Source organism: Agaribacter marinus, assembly GCF_030160655.1.
In the GTDB taxonomy this organism is placed as follows: domain Bacteria; phylum Pseudomonadota; class Gammaproteobacteria; order Enterobacterales; family Alteromonadaceae; genus Glaciecola; species Glaciecola marina.
In genome coordinates, this window is record NZ_BSOT01000006.1 from 860,407 (window position 1) to 874,819 (window position 14,413).

General features: G+C 40.4%; 15 protein-coding genes and 1 pseudogene. 8 read left to right on the forward strand and 8 right to left on the reverse strand.

Annotated elements, in window-relative coordinates; all coding sequences use genetic code 11:
- Positions 1-41: 41 nt before the first annotated feature.
- The 3 genes from QQK00_RS14435 to QQK00_RS14445 all read right to left on the reverse strand — a co-directional run bounded on the left by QQK00_RS14435 (position 42) and on the right by QQK00_RS14445 (position 3,982).
- Positions 42-3,290, reverse strand: a complete 3,249-nt coding sequence (locus QQK00_RS14435) for a S41 family peptidase (protein WP_284218292.1) — start codon at positions 3,288-3,290, stop codon at positions 42-44.
- Between the two features lie 185 nt (positions 3,291-3,475).
- Positions 3,476-3,742, reverse strand: coding sequence for a hypothetical protein (locus QQK00_RS14440; RefSeq protein WP_284218293.1), 267 nt, complete (start codon positions 3,740-3,742; stop codon positions 3,476-3,478).
- Positions 3,743-3,790: 48 nt separating this feature from the next.
- The gene (locus QQK00_RS14445) at positions 3,791-3,982 is read right to left on the reverse strand and encodes a hypothetical protein (RefSeq protein WP_284218294.1); all 192 of its coding nucleotides are present in this window, start codon (positions 3,980-3,982) and stop codon (positions 3,791-3,793) included.
- A gap of 499 nt (positions 3,983-4,481) precedes the next feature.
- On the opposite strand from QQK00_RS14445, the gene QQK00_RS14450 reads away from it, so the two are divergent.
- A complete protein-coding gene (locus QQK00_RS14450; RefSeq protein WP_284218295.1) occupies positions 4,482-5,120 on the forward strand; it encodes a helix-turn-helix domain-containing protein in 639 nt (212 codons plus the stop codon).
- Here the strand turns inward: QQK00_RS14450 and QQK00_RS14455 are convergent, their stop codons facing one another.
- Positions 5,121-5,504: a VOC family protein gene (locus QQK00_RS14455; RefSeq protein ID WP_284218296.1), complete on the reverse strand. Its 384-nt coding sequence runs from the start codon at positions 5,502-5,504 to the stop codon at positions 5,121-5,123.
- 265 nt (positions 5,505-5,769) lie between these two features.
- Here QQK00_RS14455 and QQK00_RS20530 point away from each other — a divergent pair.
- Together QQK00_RS20530 and QQK00_RS14460 are read left to right on the forward strand one after the other, a co-directional pair.
- Positions 5,770-5,889: pseudogene (locus QQK00_RS20530) on the forward strand (diguanylate cyclase domain-containing protein); the annotation flags it as partial.
- A 148-nt stretch (positions 5,890-6,037) separates the two neighbouring features.
- A complete protein-coding gene (locus QQK00_RS14460; RefSeq protein ID WP_284218297.1) occupies positions 6,038-7,129 on the forward strand; it encodes a PI-PLC domain-containing protein in 1,092 nt (363 codons plus the stop codon).
- A gap of 188 nt (positions 7,130-7,317) precedes the next feature.
- Here the strand turns inward: QQK00_RS14460 and QQK00_RS14465 are convergent, their stop codons facing one another.
- The 4 genes from QQK00_RS14465 to QQK00_RS14480 form a co-directional block, all read right to left on the reverse strand.
- Positions 7,318-7,533, reverse strand: coding sequence for a DUF7661 family protein (locus tag QQK00_RS14465; protein WP_284218298.1), 216 nt, complete (start codon positions 7,531-7,533; stop codon positions 7,318-7,320).
- A gap of 159 nt (positions 7,534-7,692) precedes the next feature.
- Positions 7,693-8,112 carry a GNAT family N-acetyltransferase gene (locus tag QQK00_RS14470; RefSeq protein ID WP_284218299.1) on the reverse strand — a complete coding sequence of 140 codons (420 nt, stop codon included), beginning with the start codon at positions 8,110-8,112 and terminating at the stop codon, positions 7,693-7,695.
- An 82-nt stretch (positions 8,113-8,194) separates the two neighbouring features.
- Positions 8,195-8,962, reverse strand: coding sequence for an SDR family oxidoreductase (locus QQK00_RS14475; RefSeq protein WP_284218300.1), 768 nt, complete (start codon positions 8,960-8,962; stop codon positions 8,195-8,197).
- Between the two features lie 109 nt (positions 8,963-9,071).
- Positions 9,072-9,992, reverse strand: coding sequence for a LysR family transcriptional regulator (locus QQK00_RS14480; protein ID WP_284218301.1), 921 nt, complete (start codon positions 9,990-9,992; stop codon positions 9,072-9,074).
- A 256-nt stretch (positions 9,993-10,248) separates the two neighbouring features.
- Between QQK00_RS14480 and QQK00_RS14485 the strand changes: the two genes are divergently transcribed.
- From QQK00_RS14485 to QQK00_RS14505, 5 genes are all read left to right on the forward strand, one after another.
- Positions 10,249-11,331: an alkene reductase gene (locus QQK00_RS14485; RefSeq protein ID WP_284218302.1), complete on the forward strand. Its 1,083-nt coding sequence runs from the start codon at positions 10,249-10,251 to the stop codon at positions 11,329-11,331.
- Positions 11,332-11,333: 2 nt separating this feature from the next.
- A complete protein-coding gene (locus QQK00_RS14490; RefSeq protein WP_284218303.1) occupies positions 11,334-11,906 on the forward strand; it encodes a TetR/AcrR family transcriptional regulator in 573 nt (190 codons plus the stop codon).
- A 9-nt stretch (positions 11,907-11,915) separates the two neighbouring features.
- Positions 11,916-12,539 (forward strand): DNA-3-methyladenine glycosylase I, encoded by a 624-nt coding sequence (locus QQK00_RS14495; RefSeq protein WP_284218304.1) that lies wholly within the window; start codon positions 11,916-11,918, stop codon positions 12,537-12,539.
- 345 nt (positions 12,540-12,884) lie between these two features.
- On the forward strand, positions 12,885-13,343 hold the full coding sequence (locus QQK00_RS14500; protein ID WP_284218305.1) for a hypothetical protein: 459 nt from the start codon (positions 12,885-12,887) through the stop codon (positions 13,341-13,343).
- Positions 13,310-14,374, forward strand: coding sequence for an amidohydrolase family protein (locus QQK00_RS14505; protein ID WP_284218306.1), 1,065 nt, complete (start codon positions 13,310-13,312; stop codon positions 14,372-14,374). The genes QQK00_RS14500 and QQK00_RS14505 overlap by 34 nt, the downstream gene beginning before the upstream one ends.
- The last annotated feature ends 39 nt before the right edge of the window (positions 14,375-14,413 follow it).

Below are 14,413 nucleotides of genomic sequence, written 5' to 3' on the forward strand. Positions count from 1 at the left end.
CGGTTTTACGCTAGTTATTGGCGATTAAAGTTACAACGCCGTTATTTTACTTGTTTTAGTAACTCTTTAATTGCACGTTGTAGTTGTTGATCGGTACCAGTCGCAATGTCTTCTGGCGCATTTGACAACATAATATCGGGTTCAGTCTGATTGTTTTCTAGCCATTCGCCTCGCTTGTTTTTAGCACTGATTGGTACAAATCCCCAGTAACCACCAAGCGGTAAACTTTCCCAACCGGCAAAACTACATGTACCTGGTACCGGCATACCAACAGACTTTCCTATTTTTAAGTCTTTGTAACCACTGGCATAACAATGGCCGTCGCTATACATGGATTCGTTAAACAACGAAATTACAGGTTTTGTATACCTTGATGTTGGTTCACCACCCACTACACGCTCTTGTGTTGCATACGTGAGGAACTTCTCACCAGTGAAAAACATTGCTAAATCAGCGACTAAATCACCACCGCCATTAAAGCGTGTGTCGATTACCATTCCTTGTTTGTCGAAATGACGACCAAGCATGATGTCAAAAACATTTCTATATGGTCCATCACTCATGCCGGGAATATGCACATATCCCAGTTTGCCTTTTGATTTTTTAAGGACTTCTTGTTCGTTAATTTCTACAAACCTGTCGTACAGTAAATCTTCTTCAGCACCTATAGATATGGGTCTTACTGTATACTCTTTTGTTTCGCCGTCACTGTTTAATATGCTGAGTAAGACAAGTTTGCCAGCTTTTCGGTTGAGTAGTTTACTCCAATCCATATCAGCACTAAGGTCTACCCCATCAATAGCGGTAATTACTGCACCGGAGGTTATATCAAATTTCGCTTTATCTAACGGGCCATTTTCAATGATTTCGGTAATTTTTATACCTTGTCCGATTACACTGTCGTCATAAAAAATCCCCAAAGACGCGGTGTCATCCCCGCCATCCGCAAAGTTACGGTAACCAGCGCCAGAATGTGAAACATTTAATTCCCCCAGCATTTCACTGAGCAACTCAGTAAATTCGTAAGTATTAGACACATGAGAGACTTTAGGGCGATATTCGTCGTACATTTGTGTCCAATTTACGCCATGATAAGTGGGTTCATAGAAGGTTTTAGATGTACGTAACCACACATGATCAAAAGACGACTGCCGCACTGCAATATCATCTTGTACCATTTGACTGTCGATAAAAATACCTTCTGAACTAGCACTATCCAAGTCGATTGTTGAAATTCCACCATCACTCAATAAGTAAAGGGTTTCCATCGCTTGGTCCCATTGTAAGCTTGCATTTTCGGCATACAAGCTGATTGCCTTTTCAGTTTCTTGGGTGCGAAGATTGGTTTTCCACAAATCCAATTGCCCTTCAAATTTGGTGAGGTAGTAAAGGGTATCTGCGTCTTGATTCAATACGGCATCTGACAATGCAGAGGAGTGAATCGTCAGTTTTGCAATGCGTTCATCTACGTTATCCCACTGAATTTCGATGTCTTCAATTTCGGGTTCATCTGTTGACTCCTCTTCACTTTCAGCAGATTCGGCATCGGTTTTCTCTTTGTCGTCAGATTCTACTTCTTCTAATGTTTGCAATAAATTGTAGTCATTTTCACTTAGGCGGTATTCATCCCATTCTGCTTGTGTGAGGAATAATGAATAAACATCAAGTTGCGAAGTGCCGCTGGTTGCATAGCTGCGCAGACCATGGCGATTACTAAACCACAAAATCTGCTTACCATCATTTACCCATTTAGGCGAAAAGTCATAGTAGGCACTAGGGATAAGCGTTTTAAACATATCAGTGCCATCAGCTTTAACAATGGCAATGTCTGTATTGTTTAAGAGTTTTTCATGTACAAATAGCAACCACTTGCTGTCAGGACTCCATGAAAAATCTTTATCGCCTGCACGAAAGGTTAGCATTTCTGAGGAAGCGACAAGCGTTTTTGTACTTTTCGATTCAAGGTCTAAAACTCGCAATGTTTTACGATCTTCAATAAACGCTAGCTTCTTTCCATCTGGCGAAAATAAGGGTTGTGTGTAATCTACATTACCGCTTAGTACGCTTGATTCATTGAGCAAGGTTGCTGCATAAAAGAAGGGTTCTTGCTCTCGTGTTTTTTCAGTTTTGTATATCCCCCAGTTTCCATTGCGCTCAGATGCATATATAACTGCGTCATCTTCTTTTGAGAATGATACAAATGCTTCGGTCTCAGGGGTTTGTGTGATTTGTTTGGTAAAAGCACCGTCGCTTGATGTGACAAATACATCGCCGTTAGAGACAAAAGCGATTTGTTTGCCGTCATGAGACGTCGACATTTCTGAGATATCACCGTCTACATTTACCAAGTTCGTCGCGTTTTCGATATCTTGTGTACGGATAGATAATTGTACCTTTGAAGGTTTTTCACCTTCTTTCATGGTGAAAAGTTCGCCATGGTAAGTAAAGGCAAGCACACCATTGCCTTCTGATAAGAATCTTACCGGGTGCACTGAAAAATCAGTAAGTTGCTTAGTTGAGCTGGGTCTGCGTAAACTCAGCTTATGCACATTGAAGGTGCCGCTTTCAGCAGACAAATAATAGATACTCTTGTCGTTATCGGTAAATACTGGATTGCGGTCTTCACCTTCAAACTTAGTGATTTTCTTATGTTTTTTGGTTTGTGTATTGTAAGTCCATATGTCTCTGGTTACGGCAGACTTATGGTGTTTACGCCAATAGTTTTCAGTCCCTTTATAATCATGGTATACAAAGGTGTTGCCGTCTTTGCTGATGTCGATATTTTCTGCTGGCGTAGTGAGTAGCTGTGCAACACGACCGCCCGACACCGGCACACTATATACCTCTTCAAAGCGGCTACTTGGATATTGTCTGTGAGAGTGCGCATCCATTCGTTGCCCTTTGAATACAATCGCTGTGTCGTCTTTGGCAAATGCATAAGGGACTTCATTGCTAGAATGAAAGCTTAGCCTAGTCGCTTTGCCACCCAAGGCGTCCATGGTAAATATGTCAAAATTACCGTGGCGATCAGAGGCGAAGGCCAATTGGCTACCATCATTACTCCACACTGCGTTGTAGTCATGAGCTTTGTGAAAAGTAAGCTGTTTTGCTTCTCCGCCTGCTGTTGGGACACGGTACAAATCACCTTTATAGGTAAAGACGATATCTTGTCCATTTGGGGATATTGCCGCGTAGCGTATCCACTCGGGTGTTATTTTTGCGTTAATGCTAAATGCAATTACTAGCATCGATAAAAGGCTACTATAGAGCGTAAATTTGTTTTTTTTCATTTGCTTTTATGCTTATTTTATTGTGATTTATGTCGTTAGAGCGCTATGGTTTAGTATTTTTTTGTTGAGCTACGATCAATGGAAGGCAAATGTGAACACGCTTTCCCTGCATGTAGTTAATAACAGATTATGCGCTAGTATAAGACAAGATTACGCACAATAGAAATAAGCTTAGTCGAGCCGCATTAAATTGACACAATTCTTTTAATTTTTTCTTCAACCAGTTGATTGTTGCGTTCAGCGCCGAAAACAACTAGTGTAATTCGCGACATGAATTCCTCAAATGCGCCCCCTTCGTACTCCTTTAGTATTTCATCGCTACTTTTACCTGTTTTTTTTAGCAATAGTGTCAGTACTTCTTTGGCTTCTATAGGGTGCGCAATATCATCAATGTTCTCTAAGACATCAAATAGCTCAGCAGTTGAATATGAATTAAAATCAGGTTTTTTCATTGTTTATCCTCCTTGTATGGCGAAGTGTTGACTTCGCCACTATTTTATCTATCTGTTTGATCCACCAGCAGACCCTGGGTTTTTGTCGCCATAAATACTTCCTAACGACTTATTTATATTATTTCTGAGTCCATTTAGCTTTCCTGCTGCATGTATTAAAGCGTGGGCAGCTAAATAAGCTCCGACATAAAGTACACCACCATTGACTTCTTTTATATCATGTTGTTCTAATTGTTTCATTTTTTACATCCTAATTATTTGTAAATAAATTTTTCCATAAACCATTATTATGGAAAGAGTATAATAGAATCTATTTACAATAGATTAACCTGAACCATGGGATGGTTTTGAGTAAGGTTTGAAAATGTAAGAGGCTGCATGTTTGTCAAGGTGGGTATCAACATTCAGTCCTCATAAGTAAGACATATCTTTAATCGCACCTGATTAAACGCAACATAGTTGATATTCATATTTTACAAATTGTTAGCTACAACACCACTGTATGCTTGCTTCGTCGTATTTTCCTTTGTATAAAAATACTATGTAGATTCAAGTAAATATCGCAATAGCTTTTTGTTAAAAAACTATCTGTATATTACCCTTCAAGGAAAAGCCTTGCCAACTCGAGCGCAACATTTTCTGCAGGCGAGGGCGGTCGTTCTTACGCACATATTTTACGTGGCAAAAATGTTGCAGAATTGTATAGTTGCTTTAAGTACAACAATCGTTCTATGTTTAGATGAATAATATTTTACTAGAAGAATGGATGCATACTGGCGAAAGGGAATCTTTCTCCATGATTGTGCCAGATGGTTGCCGAGATATTATTCTCATACAAGATATAGAGGGTAGTTCATCGTGCTTTATTAGTTCGTTAGCATCAAGCACCTATGACGTGAAAATTACCGCTGGCGTTCAGTTTCATGGGTTTCGATTGACGCCAGGTACAACGATAAATGAAGCGTCATTTAGGGCATTTATTGAGAATAACCCTTCTTTGGATAAGATAGATAAAACGTGGTTAGAACATTTCTGCTCTATGAAATCTTCCGTGCATGAGGCGTTAGAAGGGGTTCGGTCTGATTTAGATAGTATTGGCATTATTTCGAGAAATTTAGGCGTATCGGTACGAACATTACAGCGTCACATCAAGTCAGAAACAGGCATGTCTCCGCAGTTCTGGCGGTCATTAGTTAGAGCGAGGCGTTGCGCTCGGACGTTAGAAGAGCAGCCTTCTTTGGCAGAAGCAGCTTTGCGATCAGGATATTCTGACCAGTCGCATATGACAAGGGAGTTACAGCGGTGGTTTAACTGTACTCCCTCGGCTTTAAAAAGTGGCTGCTTGCAGACAGAAATTAACTTTTCTGGTTACGATTAATCAACCTCTAACTGGAGAGCATATCTCGATAAGAAAACCGTTGTGGTCAGCGATATAAGACGTTGTTTGTCCCCATGGCTCATCTCGCACATTCTGCACGAGTGTCGCGCCTGCATTTAATGCTTTTTGCAGCGCCTCTGCTACATTTTCAGTTTCAAAAGCGATTTCAAAAATAGGTTTTTGTGCATCCACATGACCGACTTTCTTTCCTAGTTCGTTCATAAGTTTGATGGATGAAAAAGAAAGCGTTGTGCTGCCAGTGTCGAGCTCTCCATAGTCGCCTCCTTCATGCAGCATAGCCCGTTTTAGTCCAAATGCGTTTTCATAGAACGCTAATGTTTTTTCTACATTCTCGACATAGAGTATCGTGTATTTGAGTTTCATATTTGTCTACCAAATTTTCAATTAATAGTCTCTAACCATAATGGGTTGAAGAATGACTGTCTTGAATAAAAGCGCCACCACTAAATGCGCCAATATGTGCAACGCTACTCGGCTGAACTCGATACCTATTATCAAACAAGTTCATCTGCTCAGTGTATTTAAAAATTTAGCATTGAAAGATACTCTCACCAATGCTGCCAACAGGCGTACAATCCTGCAAATAGCTACAAATAGGCTAAAATAAAAGAATAGTGAACAACTAAGTTCTAGCATTGCGACTATCGACATCGACCATTTTAACAGAGTGAATGATAGCTTAGGTCATAACGTCGCGGGACAATGCATTAAAGGCCTCTTACTTAGCCAACTTTTAAACCTCCTATAAACTAAAAAACGACGCATCCAGCCAGAGTGCAATTATTTACTTATGATATAAACTGTAGTTTGTCTATGCGAACATCAGTGTTATAGTTTCAAAACTAATCACTTCGTAATTTATAAAATTTCGGAATCACAGGGTATATGTTTCGCATATGGCTACTTATTATGAGTTGTGCGGTGGCAATAAAAAGCTATCTGAAATCGTTGTTGCAGGCAGTCATGATGCAGCAATTACCTCTGGTGCAAGTAATGTTCAAACGCAAAATCTGGATATTTACGAGCAAGCGATGGCTGGCGTTAGAGTATATGATCTGCGCATCTGTGCTATAAAAAATGGGAATTCTGCTGAATTAGTCAGCTACCATTCCGGCTGGAAAAGTGAACGTAGCACTAAGGTAAATGGTCTAAAAACGTCGAAGTTACGAGTGGGCGCTTCAAGCATGGCCTTAGATGATGTCTTAACTCAAGCCACTGTTTTCGTAAACGATAAGCCCACAGAATTTTTAATTCTCAAATTTGATAAGTGTACAAACTGGGGTGCCATTGCGACGCAATGCGTACGAATTGCAGGTTCGAAACTTTTTACCCAGGCTGGCAATATCAACTTGCGTACTCTAGACGAGCTAAAAGGCAAAGTCGTCGTGGTATTCTCCGAAAAAGGTTTAGAGAAAGCGGCAATCGAAACCAATATGTCGCGTCAACAACTAAACGCATGTGGTATTTTTGGTTTTAAAAATCTCTATAGTAAAGATAGTCCAAGCGTTTACGATGCCAACTATTCTGGGCTTCAATACCTAGGAAAAGGTGGTACGAGCGTAAAAAAAGTCTGGAGTTCTTCTACCGATAAGACGCAAGAAAATTTTAAAAAGCAGCTTAAAATCATGACTGAAATGGCCGGTGAAATTCCTGAAAATGGCGATGTTGTGGGTATGATGTATTGGACGTCCACAGGCCTGAGGCAAAGTATACAAGAACGAAACCAAACGATGTGGTTAGATGGAGGTCAAGGCATGCAAGGGCTATGGAACGATTGTTTAGAACAGCATTTAACTAAGGTCTGCCAATCTCGCTATCGCCTTGGGCCAATACACGTTTCTAGCACGCCGTTTAAAACCTTCCTGCCTAACATCGTGATGATTGACTTCGCAAACATCCAAAAATGCGATGCGATAAAGGCTTTAAACAACATTGCTAACGTTCAAATAGCAAAGGCCATGAGCGTTGAACCAACCATGTACAACTAGGGTCTGTTGACCTTTACTTTACGGTTACAATCGAAAACCGAAAGAAGCAATCGTGCAATTGCGCTTGTCGCTTTTAACAGTGCGGCCAATGCACCTTTAAATTGTTGCCAGTTCAGGCATGCCACTTAACAGTAACTAGTCTATAACAACGTCTATTCGCTGATGACTCAAGGTGACAAAAATAATACTTAGGGGCTTAGCAACTTAACTTCATTATTCCTCAACGTCGACCATTCATGACACAAATCAGCAAGATACTCAGCGAGTCCATTTTCTGTAATTTCTTTGGGGATCTTAATATCGGTCGCTATACGCTTTTTACCCTCATTGCCTAGGTAAAATGCAGCCCAGCCAGTCGAAGTTTGAATAACTTCGACTTCTCTCCCAAAAACATCGAACTTCATAAAAATACTATTCCCATAATTTCATAACACTGTGCAGTCAGCGACATCGTATAACGTAATATCAATTCAGAAGGGACGCAAAACATTTTTCAGGTTTGCGCATGAGTTTATCCCTGACCTTAACAGACATATTAATTTAAAGTGGTTGGCTCGAACTTGTTACAACTTGTTGTGTTTAAGACTGACAGACATTTTATAATAGGCAGTACCGGACTTAAAAAATGCTTCTCCATCTATCGTTAACCCAAATTTTTCATAAAAGCTGGTTGCAGTAGTTCTCGCGTCACACCAAAAACGTTCGATTTTGTGATGCTTGAGATCAGATATTACTTGCAATATCAATTTTGAACCAATGCCTTTTCCTTGATGTTCAGGTAGGGTAGCAAACTTACGTAGCCTTGCTTCGTCATCAACTATATAAATTGAGGCAACACATACCAATAGCCCTTTTAGATATGCGCCGTAATGTATTGCCTCTTCGTCTCCGTTAACGTGACAAAAATCAATGGCTTTATTAGGCCATAGAACTTGGTGCCTTATGGGCAGAGCGTCTTGCCAACTAATCTTCTCTATTTTCATATCGCACTGAGATGGATTTAAATAAGTACTCTATATTCGCAGAGCAACGGTGGCAAGTGAGAATGAAGACACATATTGGCCTTCACACAGGTAGCCCTGCGCGTACCCGTCCTTCTTTATGTTTAAGCGAAAAGTCGTCGCCAGCAAGCTCAGCAGCATCATCACTCATGAGGAATGCAATCGCCTTCGCCACCCAATTTGCTGGTATATGCGCTGACCAATCAAGTTTGCTGACTGGGTTAATGCCACTTTCTCTAATCGTTGTTTGCATTTCGGTAGCAACGGTTCCGGGACTCAATCCTATGACACGCACACCGTGCCTTGCATATTCCTTGTGAACACAACGGGTTAAAGACAAAACGGCCGCCTTTGTACTACAATAATGACTCCAACCTTCTAGTGCACTAGTTGCAGCGCCAGAGCTTATATTGATAATTATGCCTCTTCCTTGTTGTAGCATGGCGGGAATTACTGCCCGAATACCGTGGTATACTCCCTTTATGTTGGTATCTACCACTTTAGACCAAGCAGTTACATCACTTTCTGCTAGTCGTTCAATTGGGTTAATGGTGCCCGCATTATTGATCAATACATCAACTTGACTAAAGTGTTTATGCGCGCAATTGACGGCCTTCTGCAAAACACGGTAGTCCGCAACATCACCTTGTACATAGATTGCATTTCCTCCGTTAGTTTGAATGTTACTTTGCAATGCCGCTAGTTTTCCTTGGTTCCGGGAGATCAATACAAGATTTGCGCCGTGCCTAGCTAGATAAAGTGCCGTAGCATGTCCAATACCTTGGCTAGCGCCAGTTATGATTATTGTCTTATTTTCAATGAACGTATTCACGATAAACCGACCTTTTGCCTTTCGTAATTAAGTTGTTTGGAAGCAGTTTATCTAGGTTCAATATGTGTTTTAATACACAAAATTTCATATGACTTTTGCGATTATTGCATTAATCTAATGGGGTTCTTGGACCAATATGTGCTTTTAAGAAATCAATGGTTACTCGAACTTTTTGTGGTAGGTAAGCTCGGCTAGGGTAAAGCAACCATTCTGCAGTATCAAAAGTTGTGGCCGTGACATCATAATTTGGAAACAAATCGATCAAGTGACCAGACATTAAATCATCCCGAATCAGCCAATCTGCTAATAGCGCGGGTTGTCCTCCTGAGCGAACATGAGAGCGAATACTTATTGCGGATGAAATGACTATTCCTTTAGAAATAGCGATGGGTTTAATTTCCTTATTGCTTCCTTTGATGGCTTTGAATTTCCATTCCGCGCCATATGATGGTAGAGAAAATAATGTACAGTCGTGTGTAGCCAGATCCTTCGGGGTTGTTAATGTTGGTGTATTATTTATGTAGTCTGGGCTAGCAACTACCCTATATCTGGTGTCAATTAATTTGGTAGCGATGAGGTCACCTTGTAAGCTAGATGACAATCGAATAGCTAAATCGATACCATTCGACACCAAGTCAATATTGTTATCTGTCAGTATTAGTTCCAATTTGATTTTTGGATAGATATCGTTAAATTTTTTGATCAACGGTATTAGCATACATTCGCCGAAAGCCACCGATGCAGTAAGTCGTAGCGTCCCTGTAGGCGTGCGGTTGAAGGACCGCACTTGTTCTTCCGCTTGCTCATATTCCTCAACTACATGCCGAACACTTTTTAAGTAACGTTCACCTACTTCAGTAAGTGTCATTTGTCTTGTTGTCCGGTTAAATAGCCTCAATGATAGATGAGCTTCAAGGTTTGCTATTGCGCGAGACACTGATGAAGCGTCTACATTTTTTTCGTTGGCAACATTGGTAAAGCTAAGCTCGTGTGCGACGTCAATAAACAATTTTAATGTGTCAATATTCATTGTGTTGGTCTCTTGAAAAACGGCGTTTACTAAGAAAGCAATTAGGGCGTGTTGACAAGTTGGGAGTCAACATAAGGTCAACTCTACATAGACTACCATGCGACTAAATCCGAGATAACCATTAAGAATGCATTTGTCAGACGTCGGTCAAACATAACATGCCTGAAAAAGTGCTTGAATTAATAGTACGATCGTCCTAACATACAAAAATAGGACGATCGTACTAGTGCGGAATTATGCTATTCGGGAGATAAAAATGAACGTATTTGATCCATATCAACTAGGCAGTTTAAAGTTAATGAACAGAGTCGTAATGGCGCCAATGACTAGAAATCGTGCCGGTAAAAATGGTGTGGCAAATGAATTGATGACTGAGTACTACCGACAGCGAGCCAGCGCAGGTTTAATTGTTACTGAATCCTCTCCTATATCTGAAGAAGGGATTGGTTATCCTTACACGCCGTGTATATATAATGAAACTCAAATGCATGGGTGGAAAAACGTTGTAGATGCTGTACATGATCAGGGGGGAAAAATTGTCATACAACTACAGCATTGTGGCAGGATATCTCACCCTAGCTTACAAAAAGATAACATGCCTCCATTAAGTCCTTCAGAGATAAAGCCAAGTGGAAGTGCTGTCACATACGAGGGCTTGCAAGATTTTGTCTCTCCCAAGGAAATGACCAAAGCGGAAATAAAAAAAGCTATTAGCCAATTTGGTTCCGCCGCTAAATTGGCAAAAGATGCTGGTTTTGATGGTATAGAAGTACATGGTGCCAATGGTTACTTAATTGACCAATTTTTGAGAGATGGAACAAACTTGCGTACTGACAAATATGGCGGTTCAGTGGAAAAAAGAATGCGCTTCTTGAATGAAGTGTTAGACAGCGTGTTCCTTACATGGAGACCTCAGCAAGTTGGTATTCGGTTGACACCTGAAAATACGTTTAATTCGATGTTTGACTCACATCCTCAGAAACATTTCGAATACTTTGTTGAGCAATTGAATGCTAAAAATATTGCGTACCTTCACGTGTTGGAAGGCGATATGTTAACCCAAGAAAAACTTGTTGACTATCACAAGCTTAGGGTGATGTTTAACGGGACGTATATTGCCAACAATGGTTATTCTCTCAATTCAGCCAATACTAGTCTACGAGAGAAACATGCAGACCTTATCGCCTTTGGTACACCTTTTATTGCTAATCCTGACTTAGTGCACCGATTCAAACACGATATCCCTTTGAATGAAGCCGATCATGCAACGTTCTATGGCGGCGGTGAAAAAGGGTATATTGATTACTCTTTTTCACAAATCAATGGTGGAAGTGAGTAATTATGAGTAACTCTGAAACTAAAAATAGAATTGTATTTACGGCAAGTGAATTATTTTACCAACAAGGGTTTGAAGCTACCTCTTTCGCTAAACTCTCTAGTGCGCTAAGCCTTTCTAAGGGAAATATATATCATCATTTTAAAAGTAAAGATCAGCTACTGAACGCTGTCGTTAATTATCGTCTCAAACAGACCCAAGACATGATTGATTGTTGGGACATCGCGAATACGACACCGGAAGACAGAATAATGGACTATGTGAAAATAGTGATCAGAAATTGGCATAAGATTAAACTTTATGGCTGTCCTGTTGGTAGCTTATCCAACGAGATGGTTAAACTTGACTACCCGTCAGAATCGGTACATCGAGTATTTACACTGTTTCGACATTGGTTGAAGAGCCAATTTATCGATATTGGTGCTAGCGATAAAGCGGATGAATACGCGATGCATATACTGTCGTGGAGCCAAGGTGTTGCGACAATGTCCGCTGCGTTTAAAGAATTAGACTTTGTGCACAAAGAAGTCGACCGAATAACGAGTTGGGTCAACTCGCTAAGACAACATCCAAACTAAGGCGGATTTATGGAAGAAACCAATACTATTGACGATTCAAAAGTGCGATGTAAATGGAGTCATGGTGCTCCAGATTATTTGCATTATCATGATACCGAATGGGGTTTTCCAGAGGTTGATGATATCCGACTCTTTGAAAAGATATGCTTAGAAAGCTTTCAGTCAGGACTGAGTTGGCGAACGATCTTAACTAAGAGGGAAAGCTTTAGGGAGGCTTTTGACGGGTTTGATTTCACTAAAATTGCTAGTTATGGCAGTCCTAGAGTTGAAAGCTTATTACTAGATTCAAGCATTATTCGACATAGAGGAAAAATTGAGGCAGTGATCAACAATGCCAAACGAGCGGTTGAACTCGTGGCAGAAAAAGGTTCATTGGCAAGTTATTTTTGGTCTTTTGAACCCAACGAAGAATCAAATCTATTGCCGCAAAGTCGTTCTACTTCTGAGGTATCAGTATTGTTGTCGAAAGATTTAAAAAATAGAGGTTGGAAGTTTGTAGGGCCTACTACTGTATATGCATTTATGCAAGCAATGGGGCTAATAAACGATCATGCTGAAGATTGTTTTGTTCGAGAAACCGTCGAGTATAAACGGAAAAAGCTGTGCAGAGACACATTAACGTTTTTAGATTAGTTCGATGTATTCTCATTAAATTCAATAGTTTGATACTGAACCTTCCTGAAGGAAATCAGCAGATTATTGCGCGGCGTCACGGTGACAAAAAACGAATCGCTCGCGGCCGGTCTTACAAGAAAATTTAGATGGAACCGTGGACTGAAGAGCTTGCTAGTGAAAGGTTGTTACAAATTTATCAAAACAAGGGATTTTGCTGCTCGCTTTCAATGAAAATGTACGTAAAAAAGATTTAATAGTTAGATTTTAGTACTTGATTACATGTAATTTTTCACCGCATTTTACATCTATTTCACATTCATTAAATCAGGATGGCATTTTAATGACTAGGAAATTGATATTGACATGATAAACAACTCAAAATTTTCATTAATTTTACTGTTGACGCTGCTCGCTGCCTTAATTGGAGTATCTAGTTGCAGCCAGCTTAAACGTCCACCAGTACCGCCAATTATTCCCCACTATGTGATAAGCAATGTCAATGTTATTGATGTTATCAATGAGCGGGTTGATGCCGCACAGTATGTAGAGGTAATAGACGGAAAAATCACAAACATCAGTGCAATACCAATTAATGCAGAAGGGCTTGAACATATTGATGGAAGCGGAAAATACTTGTTACCTGGTTTGTGGGACAATCATTCCACCCTGTTAAAGTTTTCACCCTCGCTTGACTACCCACTTTATGTAGCAAATGGAGTTACGTCGATTCGCAGTAATCTGTCTTGTCCCAATGAAGAAAAAGCCTCATTGTATGCATGTATGCATGTATGCAAGACAAAGCATCTTGGCAACAGAAAGTAGACGACAGTGTGATGGTTGGGCCGCGATTGCATGGTTGGGGAACCTTCCCTTTGAATGGTCCGAACGGTATGCATCCCGATTCTCCATTGTTCCACGGAACTAAAGACTACGAAGACGTTAGGCAGTTAGTTGATCACTATGCAAATATGCCTGATGAACATCAGCCAACATTCCTTAAAACCTATAACTGGATCCCGCCTGAATCTTATAAAGCGCTGGCAAGATATGCAAAAGAAAGAGGGTTTAAACTTTCCGGTCATATGCCCAGAACAATGACCTTAGCTGACGTAATTGACGCTGGTCAGAATTCTATTGCGCATGCGCGACTTTTTATTTTTGATTGTTCTAGTCAACAAGCTGAATTGAGGTCTGGGCAACATTGGGACACCCCGTTAGTGGATTTGTATCCGATGTTAATTCAGGCATTTGAAGAAGATACTTGTGTGAGTCGTTATGAACAAATGGCCGAAAAACAAGTGTTTTTAAATCCTACTCTAATGACGAGGCGGAATGACTACTATGGTGTGGCGGGTAAATTCAGCGATATGTTAGGTACAGATTATGGGCATTATTTACTTGCTATGGAATGGGAAGAAGACATCGCACAACACGGCACTAATATATCCCAAGAGGGAATTGCAGCATTTAGAGATTTTTATCATTTGTCTGCGGCCACTGTCGCACAAGCGTCAAAACATGGTGTCGTATTGCTTGCAGGTACAGATAGTTGGAGTGAATACAACGTGCCTGGCTTTTCTTTGCACGAAGAGCTTCAAGCAATGAGTGCCGCAGGTATAGACAACTTTACTGTCTTACAGGCTGCTACGATTAATGGCGCAAAGTACTTTGGGATAGACGATCGTATCGGCAGCATTACAGTTGGTAAAGTAGCGGATTTGATCATGTTAGATAGTAATCCGATTCTAGACATTTCGAATACACTGGACATCAATACTGTATTTCAAGGCAAGGTTATTTACAAAGCAGAGCATATTGAAGGACTTAAGTGTAATCCTCCCCGAAAAAAGTAGCACTTATAACTAGAAAATTCCGCTAATATATCAGCAAAG

Excerpts from the sequence above, each read along its gene's own strand:
- QQK00_RS14435 (WP_284218292.1), bottom strand. The coding sequence starts at position 3,290 with ATGAAAAAAAACAAATTTACGCTCTATAGTAGCCTTTTATCGATGCTA.
- QQK00_RS14440 (WP_284218293.1), bottom strand. The coding sequence starts at position 3,742 with ATGAAAAAACCTGATTTTAATTCATATTCAACTGCTGAGCTATTTGAT.
- QQK00_RS14445 (WP_284218294.1), bottom strand. The coding sequence starts at position 3,982 with ATGAAACAATTAGAACAACATGATATAAAAGAAGTCAATGGTGGTGTA.
- QQK00_RS14450 (WP_284218295.1), top strand. The coding sequence starts at position 4,482 with ATGAATAATATTTTACTAGAAGAATGGATGCATACTGGCGAAAGGGAA.
- QQK00_RS14455 (WP_284218296.1), bottom strand. The coding sequence starts at position 5,504 with ATGAAACTCAAATACACGATACTCTATGTCGAGAATGTAGAAAAAACA.
- QQK00_RS14460 (WP_284218297.1), top strand. The coding sequence starts at position 6,038 with ATGGCTACTTATTATGAGTTGTGCGGTGGCAATAAAAAGCTATCTGAA.
- QQK00_RS14465 (WP_284218298.1), bottom strand. The coding sequence starts at position 7,533 with ATGAAGTTCGATGTTTTTGGGAGAGAAGTCGAAGTTATTCAAACTTCG.
- QQK00_RS14470 (WP_284218299.1), bottom strand. The coding sequence starts at position 8,112 with ATGAAAATAGAGAAGATTAGTTGGCAAGACGCTCTGCCCATAAGGCAC.
- QQK00_RS14480 (WP_284218301.1), bottom strand. The coding sequence starts at position 9,992 with ATGAATATTGACACATTAAAATTGTTTATTGACGTCGCACACGAGCTT.
- QQK00_RS14485 (WP_284218302.1), top strand. The coding sequence starts at position 10,249 with ATGAACGTATTTGATCCATATCAACTAGGCAGTTTAAAGTTAATGAAC.
- QQK00_RS14490 (WP_284218303.1), top strand. The coding sequence starts at position 11,334 with ATGAGTAACTCTGAAACTAAAAATAGAATTGTATTTACGGCAAGTGAA.
- QQK00_RS14495 (WP_284218304.1), top strand. The coding sequence starts at position 11,916 with ATGGAAGAAACCAATACTATTGACGATTCAAAAGTGCGATGTAAATGG.
- QQK00_RS14500 (WP_284218305.1), top strand. The coding sequence starts at position 12,885 with ATGATAAACAACTCAAAATTTTCATTAATTTTACTGTTGACGCTGCTC.
- QQK00_RS14505 (WP_284218306.1), top strand. The coding sequence starts at position 13,310 with ATGCAAGACAAAGCATCTTGGCAACAGAAAGTAGACGACAGTGTGATG.